The organism is Streptomyces lincolnensis (assembly GCF_021173675.1).
GTDB classification, from domain to species: Bacteria; Actinomycetota; Actinomycetes; order Streptomycetales; family Streptomycetaceae; genus Streptomyces; species Streptomyces lincolnensis_B.
In genome coordinates, this window is record NZ_JAIHON010000021.1 from 127,501 (window position 1) to 144,664 (window position 17,164).

At 72.3% G+C, this 17,164-nt stretch carries 15 protein-coding genes; 8 read left to right on the plus strand and 7 right to left on the minus strand.

Annotation, left to right across the window (positions count from 1 at the left end; translation table 11 throughout):
• The first annotated feature begins 10 nt into the window (after nucleotides 1-10).
• Nucleotides 11-589 carry a TetR/AcrR family transcriptional regulator gene (locus tag K4B79_RS43080; RefSeq protein WP_232032910.1) on the plus strand — a complete coding sequence of 193 codons (579 nt, stop codon included), beginning with the start codon at nucleotides 11-13 and terminating at the stop codon, nucleotides 587-589.
• On the opposite strand, the gene K4B79_RS43085 is transcribed toward K4B79_RS43080, so the two are convergent.
• From K4B79_RS43085 to K4B79_RS43100, 4 genes are read right to left on the minus strand one after another with little or no spacing between them, the layout of a single operon-like run.
• Entirely contained in the window at nucleotides 576-1,250 is a 675-nt protein-coding gene (locus tag K4B79_RS43085) for an ATP-binding cassette domain-containing protein (protein WP_232032911.1), read from the minus strand. The two genes, K4B79_RS43080 and K4B79_RS43085, sit on opposite strands and share 14 nt — an antisense overlap.
• The gene (locus K4B79_RS43090; RefSeq protein WP_232032912.1) at nucleotides 1,237-2,205 is read right to left on the minus strand and encodes an ABC transporter ATP-binding protein; all 969 of its coding nucleotides are present in this window, start codon (nucleotides 2,203-2,205) and stop codon (nucleotides 1,237-1,239) included. The genes K4B79_RS43085 and K4B79_RS43090 overlap by 14 nt, the downstream gene beginning before the upstream one ends.
• Nucleotides 2,195-3,952, minus strand: coding sequence for an ABC transporter permease subunit (locus K4B79_RS43095; protein WP_232032913.1), 1,758 nt, complete (start codon nucleotides 3,950-3,952; stop codon nucleotides 2,195-2,197). The genes K4B79_RS43090 and K4B79_RS43095 overlap by 11 nt, the downstream gene beginning before the upstream one ends.
• A gap of 20 nt (nucleotides 3,953-3,972) precedes the next feature.
• Nucleotides 3,973-5,469, minus strand: coding sequence for an ABC transporter substrate-binding protein (locus K4B79_RS43100; protein WP_232032914.1), 1,497 nt, complete (start codon nucleotides 5,467-5,469; stop codon nucleotides 3,973-3,975).
• Between the two features lie 144 nt (nucleotides 5,470-5,613).
• Between K4B79_RS43100 and K4B79_RS43105 the strand changes: the two genes are divergently transcribed.
• Entirely contained in the window at nucleotides 5,614-6,597 is a 984-nt protein-coding gene (locus K4B79_RS43105; protein WP_232032915.1) for a hypothetical protein, read from the plus strand.
• Between the two features lie 46 nt (nucleotides 6,598-6,643).
• On the opposite strand, the gene K4B79_RS43110 is transcribed toward K4B79_RS43105, so the two are convergent.
• Nucleotides 6,644-7,999 (minus strand): PucR family transcriptional regulator, encoded by a 1,356-nt coding sequence (locus K4B79_RS43110; RefSeq protein WP_232032916.1) that lies wholly within the window; start codon nucleotides 7,997-7,999, stop codon nucleotides 6,644-6,646.
• A 136-nt stretch (nucleotides 8,000-8,135) separates the two neighbouring features.
• On the opposite strand from K4B79_RS43110, the gene K4B79_RS43115 reads away from it, so the two are divergent.
• The 3 genes from K4B79_RS43115 to K4B79_RS48120 all read left to right on the plus strand — a co-directional run bounded on the left by K4B79_RS43115 (nucleotide 8,136) and on the right by K4B79_RS48120 (nucleotide 11,145).
• Nucleotides 8,136-9,062, plus strand: a complete 927-nt coding sequence (locus tag K4B79_RS43115; protein ID WP_232032917.1) for a proline dehydrogenase family protein — start codon at nucleotides 8,136-8,138, stop codon at nucleotides 9,060-9,062.
• 37 nt (nucleotides 9,063-9,099) lie between these two features.
• Nucleotides 9,100-10,731 carry an L-glutamate gamma-semialdehyde dehydrogenase gene (gene pruA, locus K4B79_RS43120; protein WP_232032918.1) on the plus strand — a complete coding sequence of 544 codons (1,632 nt, stop codon included), beginning with the start codon at nucleotides 9,100-9,102 and terminating at the stop codon, nucleotides 10,729-10,731.
• 282 nt (nucleotides 10,732-11,013) lie between these two features.
• On the plus strand, nucleotides 11,014-11,145 hold the full coding sequence (locus tag K4B79_RS48120) for a hypothetical protein (protein ID WP_106981133.1): 132 nt from the start codon (nucleotides 11,014-11,016) through the stop codon (nucleotides 11,143-11,145).
• A 59-nt stretch (nucleotides 11,146-11,204) separates the two neighbouring features.
• Here the strand turns inward: K4B79_RS48120 and K4B79_RS43125 are convergent, their stop codons facing one another.
• A complete protein-coding gene (locus K4B79_RS43125; protein WP_232032919.1) occupies nucleotides 11,205-12,800 on the minus strand; it encodes a purple acid phosphatase family protein in 1,596 nt (531 codons plus the stop codon).
• A gap of 143 nt (nucleotides 12,801-12,943) precedes the next feature.
• Here K4B79_RS43125 and K4B79_RS43130 point away from each other — a divergent pair, with 143 nt between their 5' ends.
• Complete coding sequence (locus K4B79_RS43130; RefSeq protein ID WP_232032920.1) at nucleotides 12,944-13,987, plus strand: 3-isopropylmalate dehydrogenase; 1,044 nt, start codon at nucleotides 12,944-12,946, stop codon at nucleotides 13,985-13,987.
• 250 nt (nucleotides 13,988-14,237) lie between these two features.
• A complete protein-coding gene (locus K4B79_RS43135; protein ID WP_232032921.1) occupies nucleotides 14,238-15,326 on the plus strand; it encodes a branched-chain amino acid aminotransferase in 1,089 nt (362 codons plus the stop codon).
• A 70-nt stretch (nucleotides 15,327-15,396) separates the two neighbouring features.
• Here K4B79_RS43135 and K4B79_RS43140 read toward each other — a convergent pair whose 3' ends face one another.
• A complete protein-coding gene (locus K4B79_RS43140; protein WP_232032922.1) occupies nucleotides 15,397-16,533 on the minus strand; it encodes a serine hydrolase domain-containing protein in 1,137 nt (378 codons plus the stop codon).
• 118 nt (nucleotides 16,534-16,651) lie between these two features.
• Here K4B79_RS43140 and K4B79_RS43145 point away from each other — a divergent pair, with 118 nt between their 5' ends.
• Nucleotides 16,652-17,107, plus strand: coding sequence for a hypothetical protein (locus K4B79_RS43145; protein ID WP_232032923.1), 456 nt, complete (start codon nucleotides 16,652-16,654; stop codon nucleotides 17,105-17,107).
• The last annotated feature ends 57 nt before the right edge of the window (nucleotides 17,108-17,164 follow it).

Sequence of the window (17,164 nt, forward strand, 5' to 3'; positions counted from 1 at the left end):
GAGTGGCCGTATGGGACACCGTGAGGATCTGCTCGAAGGCGCCAAGCGCTGCCTGCTGGCGAAGGGCTTTGTCCGGACGACGGCGCGGGACATCGTCAAGGAGTCGGGGACGAACCTGGCGTCGATCGGCTACCACTACGGCTCGAAGGACGCGCTGCTCGCGCAGGCCTACGTCGAGATGGTGGAGGGCATGTCCGACGCCTTCGAGGGCGGCGGCGAGATCCGGGGGGAGCCCGGGTCGATCGAGCGGTTCGCCGAGGTGTGGTCGAACATCATCGGGACCATGCGGGACCCGGGGTCGCTGTGGCGGCTCAGCCTGGAGATCGTCGTCATGGGCGACCAGGTGCCCGAGGTGCGCGACCATCTGGCGCGGGCGCAGCGGGAGGGTGCGCGCGGCATCGTCACCGTCTTCCACGGCGGCCGGGAGGAGGACGTCACGGACGACGTCGTGGACACGCTCGGCTACTTCTATCTGACCCTGATGATGGGCCTCATGGCGCAGTGGACCTTCGACCCGGCGACCGCCCCCGAGGCGGACCAGCTCGCCGAAGGGCTGCGCCGGATCGTCGAGGGGGTCAAGGGGAGCTGACCCGCCCGTCCCGCATCTCGATCACCCGGTCCGCGAAGTGCCGTACGACGGACCGGTCGTGGCAGATGAACAGATAGCCGAGGCCCAGCTCGTCCTGGAGGTCGGCGAGCAGGTTCAGCACACCGGCCCGCACCGACGGGTCCAGGGCCGACACCGGTTCGTCCAGGACCAGCAGGCGCGGGTCGGAGGCCAACGCCCGGGCGATTCCGGCGCGTTGGCACTGGCCGCCGGAGAGTTCGTGCGGCCGGCGGTCGCCGTACGACGGGTCCAGGCCGACCCGGTCGAGGAGGTCGGCGACCCGGGCGGGGCCGCTGTCGGTGTCCCAGCGGCCCTGGACCTTCAGGGGTTCGGCCACCGCGTCGCGGATGCGGTGGCGGGGGCTGAGGGAGCCGTAGGGATCCTGGAAGACGGGCTGCATGTGGGGGCGCAGGGGGCGGAGCTCGGCCTCGGTGAGCGTGGTCAACTCCTGCCCCTCGAAGCGGACTTCGCCGGAGGCGGGGCGGCGGATCTGGAGCACCGCGAGGGCCGTCGTGGACTTGCCGCAGCCGGAGGGGCCGTTGAGGGCGAGGGTCTCACCGGGTTCCAGGGCGAAGGAGACGTGGTCCACCGCCGTGACGGTCCCGTAGCGGACGACGAGGTCGCGGACGTCAAGAAGAGGCATGCTGCTGGTCCCGGAACAACTCGACGGCGGGGTGGGGGAGTTCGGCCCAGTGGTGGCAGGCGGTCAGCCGGCCCTCGGCCGGGCGCGGCTCCGGCTCCTCGTGGTGGCAGTCGTCCGCCGCGAGCGGGCAGCGCGGGGCGAACGCGCAGCCCGGCGGCAGCGTGCCCGGGGCCGGCGGGGTGCCGGGGAGGGTGGGCAGCCGGCGGTCCCGCGCGTGCTCGGGGAGCGAGGCCAGCAGGCCGGCCGTGTACGGAGCCAGCGGGCGGGTCAACACCTCGTCCGCCGGGCCGAGTTCGGTGAGCCGGCCGGCGTACATCACGAGCGCGCGGTCCGCGTGCTCCCGTACGACGTCCAGGTCGTGCGTGACCAGGACGAGCGCGGCGCCGACCGCCTCCCGCTGCTCGGCCAGGACGCGCAGGACCTGGTCGCGGCGCTCCTCGTCCAGGGCGGTGGTCGGTTCGTCGGCGACGAGGACGTCCGGTTCGTTGATCGTCGCCATGGCGATGACGGCGCGCTGGCGCATACCGCCGGAGAACTCGTGCGGATACGCCCGCGCCCGGCGGGCCGCGTCCGGGATGCCGACCCGGTCGAGCGCCGCCACCGCCCGGGCCCGGGCCTCCTTGCGCGGGACGCGGGCCACCGACCGTACGGCGGCGGCGAGTTGGTCGCCCACCGGGTGCACGGGGGAGAGGGCGGACAGGGCGTCCTGCGGGACCAGGGCGATCCGGCGGCCGCGCTCGGCCGAGAGGTCCGGCCGGACGGTTCCGGTGGCGGTCGCCCCGTGCGGCAGCATGCCGAGCAGGGCCCGGGCCGTGAGGGACTTGCCCGCGCCCGACTCGCCGACGATCGCGAGGACTTCGCGCGGGTGGAGGTCGAAGGACAGCCCGCGCACCACCTCGACGCCGTCGAAGGCGATCCTGAGGTCCCGCACGGACAGCAGCGGTTCAGACGCCAACGGGGGTCTCCTTCACGGACGTTCGGGACCCGGGCGTGGCCTTCCGGCGCCGGACCACGGTGTCGCGGCCCTGCGCGTACGACGCGCCCGACACCGCGAGTCCCGCCAGCAGGGCCAGGGCCACCGCCGGGGCGAGGGCGGCCCAGGGGGCGCGTTCCACGTAGGCGCGGGACTCGTCGAGGAGCAGGCCCCACTCGGGGGCCGGCGGCTGGGCGCCCAGGCCCAGGAAGCCGAGGGAGGCCAGGGCGAGGGCGATACCGGGCAGGCGCAGCAGGGCGTGCCGGGCGACGGGGCCGGCGACCGAGGGCAGCACGTGCCGGGTGAGGATCCACGACGGCGGTGCGCCGATGGCCCGTTGGGCGGTGAGGAAGGAGGACGCCCGCACCTCCTGGACCAGCGCCGCCGCGTGCGCGGCCAGGGGCGGCCAGGAGATCAGCGCGACCGCGAAGGCCGCCCCGCCGGTGCCGGGACCGGCGGCCGCCGCGACCAGGATGCCGACGATCACCGGGGGAAGCGCGTTGGCGATGTCGGCCGCGCCCGCCGCGACGCCCGGAAGGAAGCCCAGGACCAGGGCGATCACCAGGCTGAGCAGGCAGACGGCCGCGGCCGTGCCGACCGTCGGGGCGGCGCCGTGGCCGAGCCGGGCCAGCACATCGCGGCCGAGACCGTCGGTGCCGAGCGGATGCGACCAGGAGGGCGCCGCCAGGCGGGCCGTCGTGGTCACGGTGTACGGGTCGCGCAGCAGACCCCAGCCGATCGTCACGGCGAGGGCGGCGAACAGGGCCAGCGGGATCGCCGGGTGGGTACGCACCGGACGGACCGGCGGCAGCGACAGCCCGGCGTCCCGCAGGGCAGGACCGAGCAGCCGGCGCCGCAGCAGGGCCGAGGCCGCGCCGGCGACCAGGCCGAGCAGCAGCAGGGCCAGGACGGACCCCTGGAGCAGCGGCAGGTCCTGCGACTTCGCCGCGCCGAGGGCCGTACGCCCGATCCCGGGCACCGCGAACACCGTCTCCACGGCGACCGCGCCGCCGGTGAGCCCCACGGCGGCCATGCCGAACTGCGGGACCAGGGGCGGCAGGACCCGCTTGAGGGCGGCCGCCGAGACGCTGCCCCGGCCGACTCCGGCGCCCCGCCACAGCTCCACCCACCGCTCGTCCAGCACGGCGGGCAGCGCGTCCGCGACCAGCCGGCCGAGCAGACCGCCCGCCGGGACGCCGAGCGCGAGCGCGGGCAGCACCATGTACGCGGGGCCCTGCCAGCCGGAGGTCGGCAGCAGGCCCAGCCACACCCCGCCCACCAGCAGCGCGACCGTGGCCAGCAGGAACTCCGGGACCGCCGCCAGCATCGCGCCCCACGCCCCGGCCGACCGGCGCCCCCGCACCAGCACGGGCGCGACCAGGGCGCAGGCCAGCAGCAGGGCCACCCCGAAGGCCGCGCCCATCAGACCGAGGGACACCTGGAGCCCGGCGAGGACCGACGGCAGCACGTCGGTGCCGGACACCCAGGACGTGCCGAGGTCTGCGCGCACCAGGTCCGACGCCCAACTCCCCAGCAGGGACAGGGGACCCGCGTCCAGCCCGAGATCCCGTCGTACGGCGTCCAGCGCCTCCTTCGTCGGCTCCTGCTCGGCGGAACGGGCCCGCAGCACGGTCAGCGCGGGGTCCCTGCCGGAGAGCCAGGGCAGCAGACCGACGGCGGCCAGGACGGCGAGGAGGCAGAGCAGCCGGGTCAGCCCGGCCGCGCTCACCGGCCTCCGTGTGCGGATCCTCACTTGACGTAGGTGTCCGCCGTGACCAGCTCCCGCTCGCGCGGGTCGTGGGCGGCGCCGACGACTCCGGCGGCGTCGCCCTGGATCACCCGCTCGTGGAGCATCGGTACGGCCGCGTCGGTGCCGAGCACGGCGGCCTCGGCGGCCATGACCGCCTTGCGGCGCGTCTCACCGGTCCTGGTCTCGCCGGCCTTCGTCACCGCCGCGTCCACCTTGGTGTCGGCGAGCTGGGGGATGTTGAAGGAGCCGTCGGAGGCGAAGTCGCTGTAGAGGTAGGCGGCAGGGTCGCCGGAGTCGAGGACGGTGGCCCGGGACAGGATGAACGCGTCGAACGCGCCGGCCAGCATGTCGGCCTCGATATTGGCGTACTCGCGGATGTCCAGCTTCACCTTGAAGCCGGCCTTCTGCAGCTGCTGCTGGAGCGTGGCGGCGACCTCGGGCAGTTCGGCGCGGTCGGTGAAGGTGCCGATGGTGATCGTCTCGCCGTCGGCCGCGCGGGCCTTGGTCCGCTCGACCGGGGTGCGCAGCTCCGCCGCCCAGGGCAGCGCGGGACCGAGCAGCCCCTCGGCGACGTCCGCCCGCCCCTCGTACACACCGTCCACGATCGACTTCGCGTCGATCGCCTCGCGGGCGGCGGCGCGCAGCGCGGCGTCCTTGAAGACGCCCTTGCCGGTGTTCAGGTAGAGGGTGTTGGTGCGGGGCATCGGCACCTCGGTGATCAGGTCCTCGTCGAGCAGCGCGGCCTGCGACACCGGCACGGCCTCGACGATGTCCGCCTCACCGCTGCGCAGGGCGGCGGCGCGGGCGGTGCCGTCGGGCACGAACCTCACGTCGATCCCCGGGGCCTTGGCCTTGCGGCCCCAGTAGGTGTCGTAGCGGTCGAGGCTCGCGGACGAGGTGCCGTTGACCTTGGTCAGCTCGAACGGGCCGGTGCCGGCGTCGAGCGGGTTCACCGACTTCCCCCGGTATGCCTTCGCCGCCAGGATCGACAGCTGCGGCGAGCTGAGCCGCTGCGGGACGAGGGGGTCCTCTGCGGCGGTCGTGACGGTGACCGTGCCGGCGTCCACGGCCTTCGCGGTCAGCTCGACGCCGTCCAGAATGCGGGGCTTGGGGGCCGCGCCGGCGGCTCTGGTCAGGGAGCGCACGACGGCCTGCGCGTCCAGTTTCGTGCCGTCGTGGAAGGTGACACCGGTGCGTATCTCGAAGGTCCAGGTACGGCCGGACTGCCGCCACTCGGTGGCCAGTGCCGGTACGGCGTTCCCGTCGGCGTCCAGCTTCACCAGCGTCTCCGCCGTCGACCAGCGCGACAGCTTGAAGGCGTCGTCCGTGAGCGGAGACAGCCCGGAACGTGGGGGCTGCATCATCGCGAGACGGACGCGCTTGCCGTCGCCCCCCTCACCCGTGGTCGACTCCGCGCCGGCGAAGCAGCCGGTGAGCAGTACGGAGGCGGCCGTGAGGGCCGTGGCGGGGAGCAGGCGGCGGGCGGACAGGCGCACGGAACCCTCCGGGTAAAGGGGCGGTCAAGGGTGAGTGCGCTGACGTTAACACGATGACAATCGTTTTCAACAGTCGGGTCCATCTGCTGATCAGCACGGCCCGGCCCCGCACCACACGTACCATCAACAGGGGGGTGGTCATCCATGACCGTGGAGTCGATACCGGTGCCGGCCGCGCCGAAATCGCTGGTGTGGCAAGGCGACGAGCTGGTCTCCGCGGCCGGCGGTCGAGGTTTGGGCCGCGGTGGGGTGGAGCGGGAGGAGGCCCTCGCGGAGAGCTACTACTTCGACGCCGGGACCACCTCGGCCTCGGGCCGGTACTCCGCGCTGTACCACGAGCGCGGCATCGAGGGGGTGCTGCTCGAACGAGGACGGGTCGTGCGGGAGCTGCACCGCTTCGACGAGCTGGCGGGGGACTACGACTACCCGCTCGCCCTGGGCGCGTTGAGCGACGGGCGCGAGGTCGTCGTGCACTGCCCCGACGAGTACAACGCGCTCCAGATCGAGGACGCGGCCAGTGGCGAGCGGCTGACCGTCGGCGAGCGCGAGCCGCAGGACGTCTTCCACTCCAGGCTCAGTCTGAGCCCGGACGGCCGGTACCTGCTCTCGGTCGCATGGCTCTGGCATCCCTTCGGGGTCGCCATGGTCTACGACACGGCACGCGCGCTCACCGACCCCGGCACTCTGGACGGCGACGGTCTGGTGCCGACGGCCGACGCCGCGAACGGCGAGGTGACGGCGGGCTGCTGGCTCGACGCCGATCGGCTGGTGCTGGCGACGGGGACGGAAGCGGGGGGTGCCGACGAGTCCGAGCTTCCTCCCGGCCGTCTCGGTGTGTGGTCGATGTCCGAGGGACGCTGGCTCCACCGCAACCCGCTCGCCCACGCCGAGCCGGGTGTCCTTCTGCTGCCCCGCGGCGATCAAGTGGTCTCTTTCCGCGGTCATCCGCGCCTGATCGACACGGCCACCGGGCGCCTCGTCGCGGAATGGCCCGAGGTCGTCTTCCCCGTCAAGGACACCTGCTTCAGCGCCGAGGACATCCCCTCTCCCGTGGCCGCCCTCCACCCCGACGGCACCCGGCTGGCCGTCGCGCAGACGGACAGCATCGCCCTCATCACGCTCCCGTGAGCGGGCACACCGCAGCCCGCGTCACCGACCTCTCCGAACAGCACACCTAGAGCCGCGTCCCCTTCAACGCCATGTGCAGCAACAGCCGGTCCTCGCCGTCGTCGAGATCCAGGCCGGTGAGTTGTTCGACGCGGGAGAGGCGGTAGTAGAGGGTCTGGCGGTGGATGCCCAGCTCGGCGGCGGTACGGCCGGCCTGGCCCGCGCAGTCGAGGTAGACCTCGGCGGTGCGGGCGAGTTCGCGGTGGGTGGGGGAGAGGAGGGCGCGTACGGCGGGGTCGTGGGCCGCGTCGGCGGGCAGGGAGGTCAGCAGCCGGTACGGCCCGATGGACGCCCACTCGGCGACCGGCCCGAGGTGCGGCTCCGCCAGGGCGGCCCGGGCGGCGGCGGAAGCCTCCTGCCAGGCGGTGCCCAGCTCGGCGAGGCCGGCCCTGGCGGCGGAGATCCCGACGGTCCGGACGGAGGGGGCCCCGGCACCCGCGTTTCCGGCACCCGCGTTTCCGGCGGCGGATGCTCCGGCGGCCTTCGCGCCACCGGTCCCGCGCCCCGGCGTCCCCGTCCGTGGGCGCCCCTCGGCTCCGGACTCCCGGCGTCCCTCCCCGTCCCCTCGGCCCGCGAGTTCCAGCAGCCGGCCCGCCGCCGATGTCGCCGGGGTCAGGGCGTCCGCCGAGCGGAGGCGCACCAGGAGTGCGAGGGACTGGGCGGCCGTCCCCCACGGCACCGTGCACAGGGCGGTCGCGCCCGGGATCGTACGGACCGACGGGGCGTCGGCGGGGTCGGCCGAGGGCCAGGGGGTTACGCAGACGAGGGCGTGGAGGGTGTCGGCGCGGGGGCCGAGGGCGGTGCGGAGGTCGGCGACGGCCATGTCCTGCTGCCAGCCGCGCTCCGCGGTGAGGACGGCCCGCAGCTCCCGGCTGAGATCCGCCCCGTGCTGCGCCTCGTCCGCGAGCAGCGCGCCGATCCGGGCCGTCACCTCCATGGCCGCGTCCAGCTGCCGCTCGGTCGGGCCCGGATCGTCGTCCAGGAGCCAGACGTAGCCGAGGACGACACCGCGATGGCGGACGGGGAGGCAGACGCGTCCGCGGTACACCCCGGCCTCCGGGGTGGGCGGGATGCGGACCGGGCCGGTCGCCCGGGTGATGCCGAAGCCCTCGAACCAGGTCCGGACCGCCGCCGTCGACCGGCGGGTCAGGATGGAGCGGGTGCGCACCGGATCCAGCGCGGACGCGTCGAGCTCGCCCTCACTGTCGTACGCGCCGAAGGCGATCAGCTCGAAGTCGCGGTTCTCCAGCGTCGCCGGGGCGCCGAGGAGCTCCGAGAGCTCGTCCACCAGCTCCTGGTACTCGCCCTTGTGGTCCTTGTAGTCCTTGTGGTCCGACGTCGTCACCCGGGCATTCTCCCGCATTTCGCCGACACTTCATACATCTGTCTGAGATCTGCGGCACGAACGCGTGACAGCTGTCGATGGTCGGGGATCGGAGGGATCCTTAGGTTTCACGGTGGTCCTGTCTGCTGGTTCTGCTGGTTTGTGGAGGTGCCCCGTGCTGGGTCCCGTGATTCTCGCCGCGTCGCGCAGCGACCGGATGCGACGCCTGGTCTCGGCGGCCCCGGTGACCAAGCAGGTCGTCGACCGCTTCATCCCGGGCGAGCGCGTGGACGACATCGTCCCGGTCGTCGAGGAGCTGACCGCCAAGGGCCTGGAGCTGACGATGGACGTCGTCGGCGAGGACATCACCACCCCCGAGCAGGCCGCCGCGGCCCGGGACGCCTACCTGGAGCTCGTCGACCGGCTCAAGCCCCTCGAACTGGGCACCCGCGCCGAGATGTCCGTGAAGCTGTCGATGTTCGGCCAGTCCCTGCCGGGCGGCCACGAACTGGCGCTCGCCAACGTCCGGCCGGTCGTGGAGGCCGCCGCCGAGATCGGTACGACCGTCACGCTCGACGCCGAGGACCACACCACCCTCGACTCGATGTTCGCCATCCACGAGGACCTGCGGAAGGACTTCCCGCAGACCGGCTGCGTGATCCAGGCGTACCTCTTCCGCACCGAGGCCGACGCCCGCCGCCTCGCCGACGCCGGCAGCCGGGTGCGCCTGGTCAAGGGCGCCTACAAGGAGCCCGCCGACGTCGCCTACCAGCAGAAACACGAGATCGACAAGGCGTACGTCAGGATCCTGAAGATCCTCATGGAAGGCGCGGGGTACCCGATGATCGGCTCCCACGACCCCCGCCTGATCTCCATCGCCCAGGAACTCGCCCACCGCGCCGGGCGCAAGCTCGACGAGTACGAGTTCCAGATGCTCTACGGCATCCGCGGCGACGAACACCTGCGGCTGGCCGCCGAGGGCCACCGGATGCGCGTCTACACGGCCTACGGCACCGACTGGTACGGCTACTTCATGCGGCGACTGGCCGAGAAGCCCGCCAACCTCCTCTTCTTCGCCCGCTCGACCCTCAGCAAGGGCTGACCGAACACCCGCTCACGTACAAGGAGTTACGGATCCCATGGACGCTGTGACCCAGGTCCCCACCCCCGTCAACGAGCCCGTGCACGGCTATGCCCCCGGCTCTCCCGAGCGCGCCCGGCTGGAGGCCAAGCTCAAGGAGCTCGCCGAGAACCCGATCGACCTGCCCTGCACCATCGGCGGCGAGAAGCGGCTGGGCGGCGGTGACGCCTTCGAGGTCGTGCAGCCGCACAACCACAAGGCCGTCCTCGGCACCTACCGCAACGCCACCCAGCAGGACGCCCAGGACGCCATCGACGCGGCCCTCGCCGCCGCGCCCGCCTGGCGCGCGATGGCCTTCGACGACCGCGCGGCGATCATCCTGCGCGCGGCCGAGCTGCTGTCCGGCCCGTGGCGCGAGACGCTCGCCGCCTCCACCATGCTCGGTCAGTCGAAGACCGCCCAGCAGGCCGAGATCGACACGCCCTGCGAGCTGATCGACTTCTGGCGCTTCAACGTCAAGTACGCCCGCGACCTGCTCGCCGAGCAGCCCCCGGCGAACTCCCCGGGCGTCTGGAACCGCCTCGACCACCGTCCGCTGGAGGGCTTCGTCTACGCGATCACGCCCTTCAACTTCACGGCGATCGCGGGCAACCTGCCGACGGCCCCCGCCCTCATGGGCAACGTCGTCGTCTGGAAGCCGTCCCCGACCCAGACCCACGCCGCCGTCCTGCTCATGCGGCTGCTGGAGGAGGCGGGCCTGCCCAAGGGCGTCATCAACCTCGTCACCGGTGACGGCATCGAGGTCTCCAAGGTCGCCCTGGAGCACCGCGACCTCGCCGGCATCCACTTCACCGGTTCCACCCGGACCTTCCAGCACCTGTGGAAGACGGTCGGCGCCAACATCGAGAAGTACCGCACCTACCCCCGCCTGGTCGGCGAGACCGGCGGCAAGGACTTCGTCGTCGCCCACCCGAGCGCCGACCGCGCGATCCTGAAGACCGCCCTCACCCGGGGTGCCTTCGAGTACCAGGGCCAGAAGTGCTCCGCGACCTCCCGGGCGTACATCCCGGCGTCGATCTGGAACTCCGGCTTCAAGGAGGAGTTCGCGGCCGAGGTGGACGGCATCACCATGGGGGACGTCACCGACCTGTCGAACTTCATCGGCGCGGTCATCGACGAGCGCGCCTTCGCCAAGAACAAGGCCGCCATCGACCGGGCGAAGTCCGACCCCACCTGCACGATCGTCGCGGGCGGTTCCTACGACGACTCGGTGGGCTGGTTCGTCCGGCCGACCGTCGTGGAGTGCACGGACCCGGCGAACGAGGTCTTCACCACCGAGTACTTCGGCCCGTTCCTCGCGGTGCACGTCTACGAGGACGAGCAGTACGAGGAGATGCTGACCCAGATGGAGTCGGCCTCCGACTACGCGCTGACCGGCGCGGTCATCTCGGCCGACCGTGCGGCGGCGGCGTACACGATGGACAAGCTCCGTTACGCGGCCGGCAACTTCTACATCAACGACAAGTCCACCGGCGCCGTCGTCGGCCAGCAGCCCTTCGGCGGCGGTCGCGCCTCCGGCACCAACGACAAGGCCGGCGCCCCGCAGAACCTGATGCGCTGGACCCTGACCCGCGCCATCAAGGAGACCCTGGTCCCGCCGACCGACTACACCTACCCGCACATGGGCTGACCGTCGGTCGGATGTCATGAGGGGCCGGGCACACCATGCCCGGCCCCTCCGCGCGTCCACTTCCCACCGACCCGCCGTCTCAGATAGTAGGAAGTCCGAGTAATTGTGGAGACAGACCGGCCCTCCTCCTCTAGCTTTGTAGAAGCCGAACGTCTCGCTCGATCCAGCGAATGGCGGTCGTGAGCCGGGCCCCGTGCAGGCAACCCCTGCGGCCAGCGCTCCCCGCCTCTTCCGGCGTCTCGTCGTAACCCCTCTCGAAGCCTTCGAAGGAGTCGATTTCCCATGGCCGAGACGACCGCCCGCCGTCGAGTCCGTCACAGCTCCCGCACCAGCGAGTCCGACCGCAAGAACGCCGCCGCCGCGCTCCAGCGCGCCCTCGACCGCCGCGACAACGGCGGCTCGACCGGCCACTGAGCCGCGCGCCACGCATCACACAGACCCGGGAGCCGCACCCGCACGAGGTGCGGCGCGGTCTAACCGCCGCGCCGCACCTCGAAATGGTCGATCCGCTCACCGTTCTGCGCCAGCGCCGACACCTTCAGGCGCGGCCTCGTCCCGCTCTCCACGTCCACCGAGAGCAGCGAGAAGCCCCGGTAGCGCACGCGTGACCACTCCACGGTCTCCGTGTCGGACTTCTGCGACTTCGTCCACCGGAAGGTCTCGACGGACTCGCGGTCCCGCACGTGGCCCTCGTAGCTCTCCGGTACGCCGGAGGGGAAGCCGTACAGATCACGGCCGCCGCCGCCCGCCGTGACGTACACGATCCCGTCGCGGGTCGGGTCGGTCGACGCGCCGATCGGGACCGGCCGGCCGACCCGGCCGTCGCGGATCGCGTCGGTGCGTTCGTAGACGTGGTTGTGCCCGTTGATCACCAGGTCCACCTGGTGCCTGGCGAACAGTGGCGGCCATTCCGCCCGCACCCCGCCGTCGGAGGCGTGCGTGGACGTCGAGTACGCGCAGTGGTGGAAGAAGACGACGACGAAGTCCACCGCCGAGGACGCCCGCAGCTCACCCAGCTTCCGGTCCAGCCAGGCCGTCTGCCGTCCGCCGCTGTAGCCGAGGTTGGCGGGGATCTCGTACGACACGTCGTTCGCGTCCAGTGCCACGAAGCCGACGTTGCCGTAGGTGAAGGCGTACACACCCGGCGCTGTGCGCGGGTCGAAGCCGTTGTCCGGGAGGGACCAGCGGGCCAGCTGGCCGCCGTAGCCGTCCGGCGAGTACCAGGCCTCCATGTCGTGGTTGCCGGTCGTCACCATCCACGGGACCGACTTCGCCACCGGCTCGTTCTGCTTCAGGAACAGGTCCCAGAACGCCGGGTCGTAGCCGTCCTCCTTGGTGCCCCTGCCGTTCCCGTTGGCGTAGCAGATGTCGCCCGCGTGGAGGTGGAAGGCCGGCTTCTCGCGCAGCAGGAGGTCGTCGTTCGCGGCGGCGGCCCGGCTCACCCCCTGGTCGCCGAAGGCCGTGAAGACGAACCGCTCCGGGGTCGCCGGCGCCGTACGGAAGGAGCCGATCGTCCGGCGGTGCTCGGGGGCGGCCGGGTCGAAGCCGTCGTGGCCGACGCCGTAGTAGTACGTCGTGCCCGGCCGCAGGGTGTCCAGGGCCGCGTGGACGTAGAACTGGTCGAGGGCGGCACGCACCCCCTCCAGGCCGGGGGTGTGCAGGTCGCGGATCTCGGCCTCGATCCTCCGGCCCAGGTCGTCGGGGCGGGTGCCGATCCGGACGTACGGCTTCTTCACCGCGAGCGGTACCTGCCAGGAGATCCGCATCTGCGACGTGGGGTCCGCGCCGAAGGCGAGGTGGCGGCCGAAGGGGGAGACGACCGAGCCGGAGACCGTCGGCGTGGGGGAGGGGGACGGGGTGTTCCGCACCGGGGAGCCGTCCCCGCCCGAGCAACCGGTCAGCAGGCCGCCCGCCACCGCGCCCGCCGTCACCAGCGTGCGCCGCCGGGTCAGCCGGGTCCGCAGGTACTCGTACTGCTCGGCCATGCTCATCCGGCGCGCGAGCTCGGGCGGAATGCCGCAGTCGGGGACGGGGGGTCCGGGGGGTTTCCCCCTGGAAGGCACAGTCATGAGGGAGAACTTCCCAGCGGACCTCAACACCCGTCCTACGTACGGGTGAACGGGTGGCAACGGGTTGACCGTCGGGGCGGTCGCCTTGTCCGTATGGCGGACGGCCCGTGTCATCCCATGGGACGAGGAGTAGTGTGCCCGGCATGTCTCGCAGCATCAATCTCGCAGTGATTCCCGGTGACGGCATCGGCCAGGAGGTCGTGGCCGAAGGTCTCAAGGTCCTCTCCGCCGTCCTTCCGCAGGATGTGAAGCTGGAGACCAAGGAGTTCGACTTCGGCGCCAAGCGCTACCACGCCACCGGTGAGACCCTCACCGACGCCGACGTGGACGCGCTCAAGAAGCACGACGCGATCCTGCTCGGCGCCATCGGCGACCCGTCGGTGCCGTCCGGTGTCCTGGAGCGCGGCTTCCTGCTGAAGCTCCGCTTCCTCTTCGACCACCACGTCAACCTGCGCCCGTCGAAGCTGCTGCCGGGTGTCGCCACCCCGCTGGCCGGCGAGCCGGAGATCGACTTCGTCGTGGTCCGCGAGGGCACCGAGGGCCCCTACACCGGCAACGGCGGCACCATCCGCAAGGGCACCCCGCACGAGGTCGCCACCGAGGTCTCCGTGAACACGGCCTTCGGTGTCGAGCGCGTGGTCCGGGACGCCTTCGCCCGCGCCCAGGCCCGCCCCCGCAAGAAGCTCACGCTGGTCCACAAGAACAACGTGCTGGCCTTCGCCGGTCACCTGTGGACGAACGTCTTCAACAAGGTGGCCGAGGAGTTCCCCGACGTCACCACCGACTACATCCACGTCGACGCGGCCACGATCTACCTGGTCACCGACCCGGGCCGGTTCGACGTCATCGTCACCGACAACCTCTTCGGCGACATCATCACCGACCTCGCCGCGGCCGTCTCCGGCGGCATCGGCGTCGCCGCGAGCGGCAACATCAACCCGAGCGGCGAGTTCCCGTCCATGTTCGAGCCCGTGCACGGCTCGGCCCCGGACATCGCCGGCCAGGGCAAGGCCGACCCCACCGCCACGGTCCTGTCCGTCGCCCTCCTGCTGCGTCACCTCGGCCACGAGTCCGAGGCCGCGCGCATCGAGGAGGCCGTCTCCGCCGACCTCGCGGAGCGCGCAGGCAAGCCCGCCCGCAGCACCTCCGAGATCGGCGACGCGCTCGCCGTACGAGTAGCCGGCTGACCCGCCGCGCACTCGATCACCCTCGAAGCCGCCGGGTCACTCACCACCCGGCGGCTTTCGTATGTCCCCGCCGGGTGCCACCATCATCCCTGGGTCGCAATCACGCCGTTTCGTCCACGGACCTCCGCTTGCGATAATCGAACGCGGAGCCGCGGAATGAGGGAATGCTCGGACGTCCTAGCACTGGCCACTGGCAGTACGGGCGTGAGCGCGGCCCGTCACTACCCACACCGGTGAAGGACACCCACTCATGACGCAGCCCACGATCGAGCTCAAGCCCTCCGCCAGTCCGCTCGCCGCCGCAGAGCGCGAGGCGATCCTGGCCAACCCCGGGTTCGGCCGGCACTTCACCGACCACATGGTGACGATCAAGTGGACCGAGGGCCGCGGCTGGCACGACGCCCAGCTCGTCCCGTACGGGCCGATCTCCCTCGACCCCTCCACCCACGTCCTGCACTACGGTCAGGAGATCTTCGAGGGCCTGAAGGCCTACCGCCAGGCCGATGGCTCGGTCGCGGTCTTCCGCCCCGAGGCCAACGCCCGCCGCTTCCGCAACTCCGCCCGCCGGATGGCCATGGCCGAGCTGCCCGAGGAGCTGTTCATCGAGGCCCTCGACGCGCTGATCGCGCAGGACGGCGACTGGGTCCCGCCGCACGGCGGCGAGGAGTCCCTCTACCTGCGCCCGTTCATGTTCGCCACGGAGGCCGCGCTCGGCGTCCACCCGGCCAACGAGTACCTGTTCATGCTGATCGCCTCCCCGTCCGGCGCGTACTTCGCCGGGGGCGTCAAGCCGGTCACCATCTGGGTCTCCGAGGACTACGTCCGTGCCGTCCCCGGCGGCACCGGCGACGCCAAGACCGGCGGCAACTACGCGGCCTCCCTGCTCCCGCAGGCCGAAGCCGCGAAGAACGGCTGCGACCAGGTCGTCTACCTCGACGCGGTGACCCGCACCAAGGTCGAGGAGTCCGGCTCCATGAACATCGCCTTCGTCTACGGCGACCGGATCGTCACCCCCGAGCTCACCGGCTCGATCCTGGAGGGCATCACGCGTGACTCCCTCCTCCAGGTCGCCCGCGACCTCGGGTACACCGCCGAGGAGGGCGTGGTCACGCTGGAGCAGTGGCGTGAGGACGCCGCCTCCGGCGCCCTGACCGAGGTCTTCGCCTGTGGCACCGCCGCCGTCGTCACCCCCATCGGCCACGCCAAGACCAAGGACGCCGCCTGGAGCCACGGTGACGGCACACCCGGCCCCGTCACCCTCCGTCTGCGCGAGGCCCTCCTCGGCATCCAGCGCGGTGTCACGGAGGACAAGCACGGCTGGATGCACAAGCTGGGCTGAGCCCGTCCGCCCTGTCCGGCCCTGTCGGAGCCCGCCGCGACCGTGCGGCGGGCTCCGTCCGTCCCGGCGCTCACGCGTCCCCGGCCCGTACCCGCTCGATGATGCCCAGGGTCAGGTCCTCCGCCCGGTCCTCCAGGTTCCACTTCCCGTCCCGGCGGGCCTGGTTGCTCACCCAGAAGACGAGGACGCCGTCGCGCAGGGAGCGGCCCAGGAGTGCCGAGGACCAGTCGTTGCCGCCGTCGTGCCAGGCCAGCGGGCCCTCGGGAGTGTCCTGGACACTCCAGCCGTAGCCGTAGAAGCTCTCCGAGCCGGGCTCCGGCACGTGTGGCGCGAACAGCCTGTCCCTGGCCTGCGCCGGCAGGATCCGCTCGCCGAGGAGTGCGCGGTGCCAGCGGAGCATGTCGCCCGCGGTGGAGAGCATGCCGCCGTTGCCGCGCAGGTTCCAGTACGGCCCGTCGGCGGCCCAGGGATGGTCGTACGGCCTGCCCTGGCTCCGTCCCCGGCTGTCGTACTCCACGGCGACCAGGTGCCGTGGCCACCGGGGCAGCACGTATCCGGTCCGGGTCATCCCGGCCGGGGCGAACAGGTGCCGGGCCAGGAACGGTTCGTAGCCCTCCCCGGACGCCTTCTCGACGATCGCGGCGAGGAGGCTGTACCCGGTGTTGGAGTAGCGGAACTCCGCTCCCGGCGCCGATCGGAGCCTCGACGCCAGCGCCCCGCGCACCAACTCCTCGCGGGAGAGCGGGTCGTAGTCGTCGCCGAGCCCCTCGACCAGACCCGAGGTGTGCGTGAGCAGGTGCTCGATCGTGACGGCGCGCTTGTCGTCCGGCACCGGTCCCAGGTGGCGGCTGACCGGGTCGCTCACCCGCAGGCGCCCCAGCACCTCCAGCTTCAGGACCGCGGCCGCGGTGAACTGCTTGGTGACCGACATGACGTCGTACACCGTGCGGCAGCTCGCCGGGGTGCCGACGGCGCGGTCCGACGCGCCGAACCCGGCGCAGTACACCGGCTCGGTGCCCCGCGCGGCGAGCACGGTGCCGCCGGCCCCCTCGGGCCAGGTGCGCCGGACGAAGTCGGCGAGCGTGTCGCCGTCGCGGCGCGCCGGCCGGGACCGGGACCCGGCGGCGGGGACGCCGAGCGTCAGCAGTGCCGCGACGCCCGCGACCGTGGTGCCGAAATGACGGCGAGAGCTGCGGTACAGAACCATGTGACCTCCAACACCGGGAATCCGCACCGAGGTTGACCACCGCTCTCGCCGTTCCTCAAGCTGTCAGGGTGTTCGAGCTTGTGCGAGACCGCGTACGTCCAGCTCACAGGGGGCCACGATGACCACCGCACCGCCCGCACCGCCCGAGACCGACCCGGCCGCCTTCGTCGCGGCGTTGCGCCGCCTCAAGGTCTGGTCGGGCCTCAGCTACCGGTCGCTGGAGCGCCGGGCGGCCGACGCCGGGCACGCGCTGCCCTACTCCACGGCGGCCACCATGCTCGGCCGCGACCGGCTGCCCCGCGCCGAACTCGTCGCCGCGTTCGTCGCGGCCTGCGGGTTGCGCGGGGCGCAGGCGGAGGCGTGGGTGGACGCGCGGAGCCGCATCGCGTGCGGGGCGGTGCCCCCCGAACCCTCGCCCGTACGGCACGGGCCCTCCCGCCGGCGGATGTCGATCGGCGTCGCTGCCCTCCTCACCGCCCTCCTCGGCGGGGCGCTCGCGGGCGGCGGCGCGTTCACCGAGGACGAGGACCTGCGGGAGACACGGACCGCCTACGGGGTCGCCGAGGCGCGCTGAGCCTCCGGAGCCGCCTCGATTGGAGTGATGTTCAAAGAAGAGGGCTCAATGATCCGG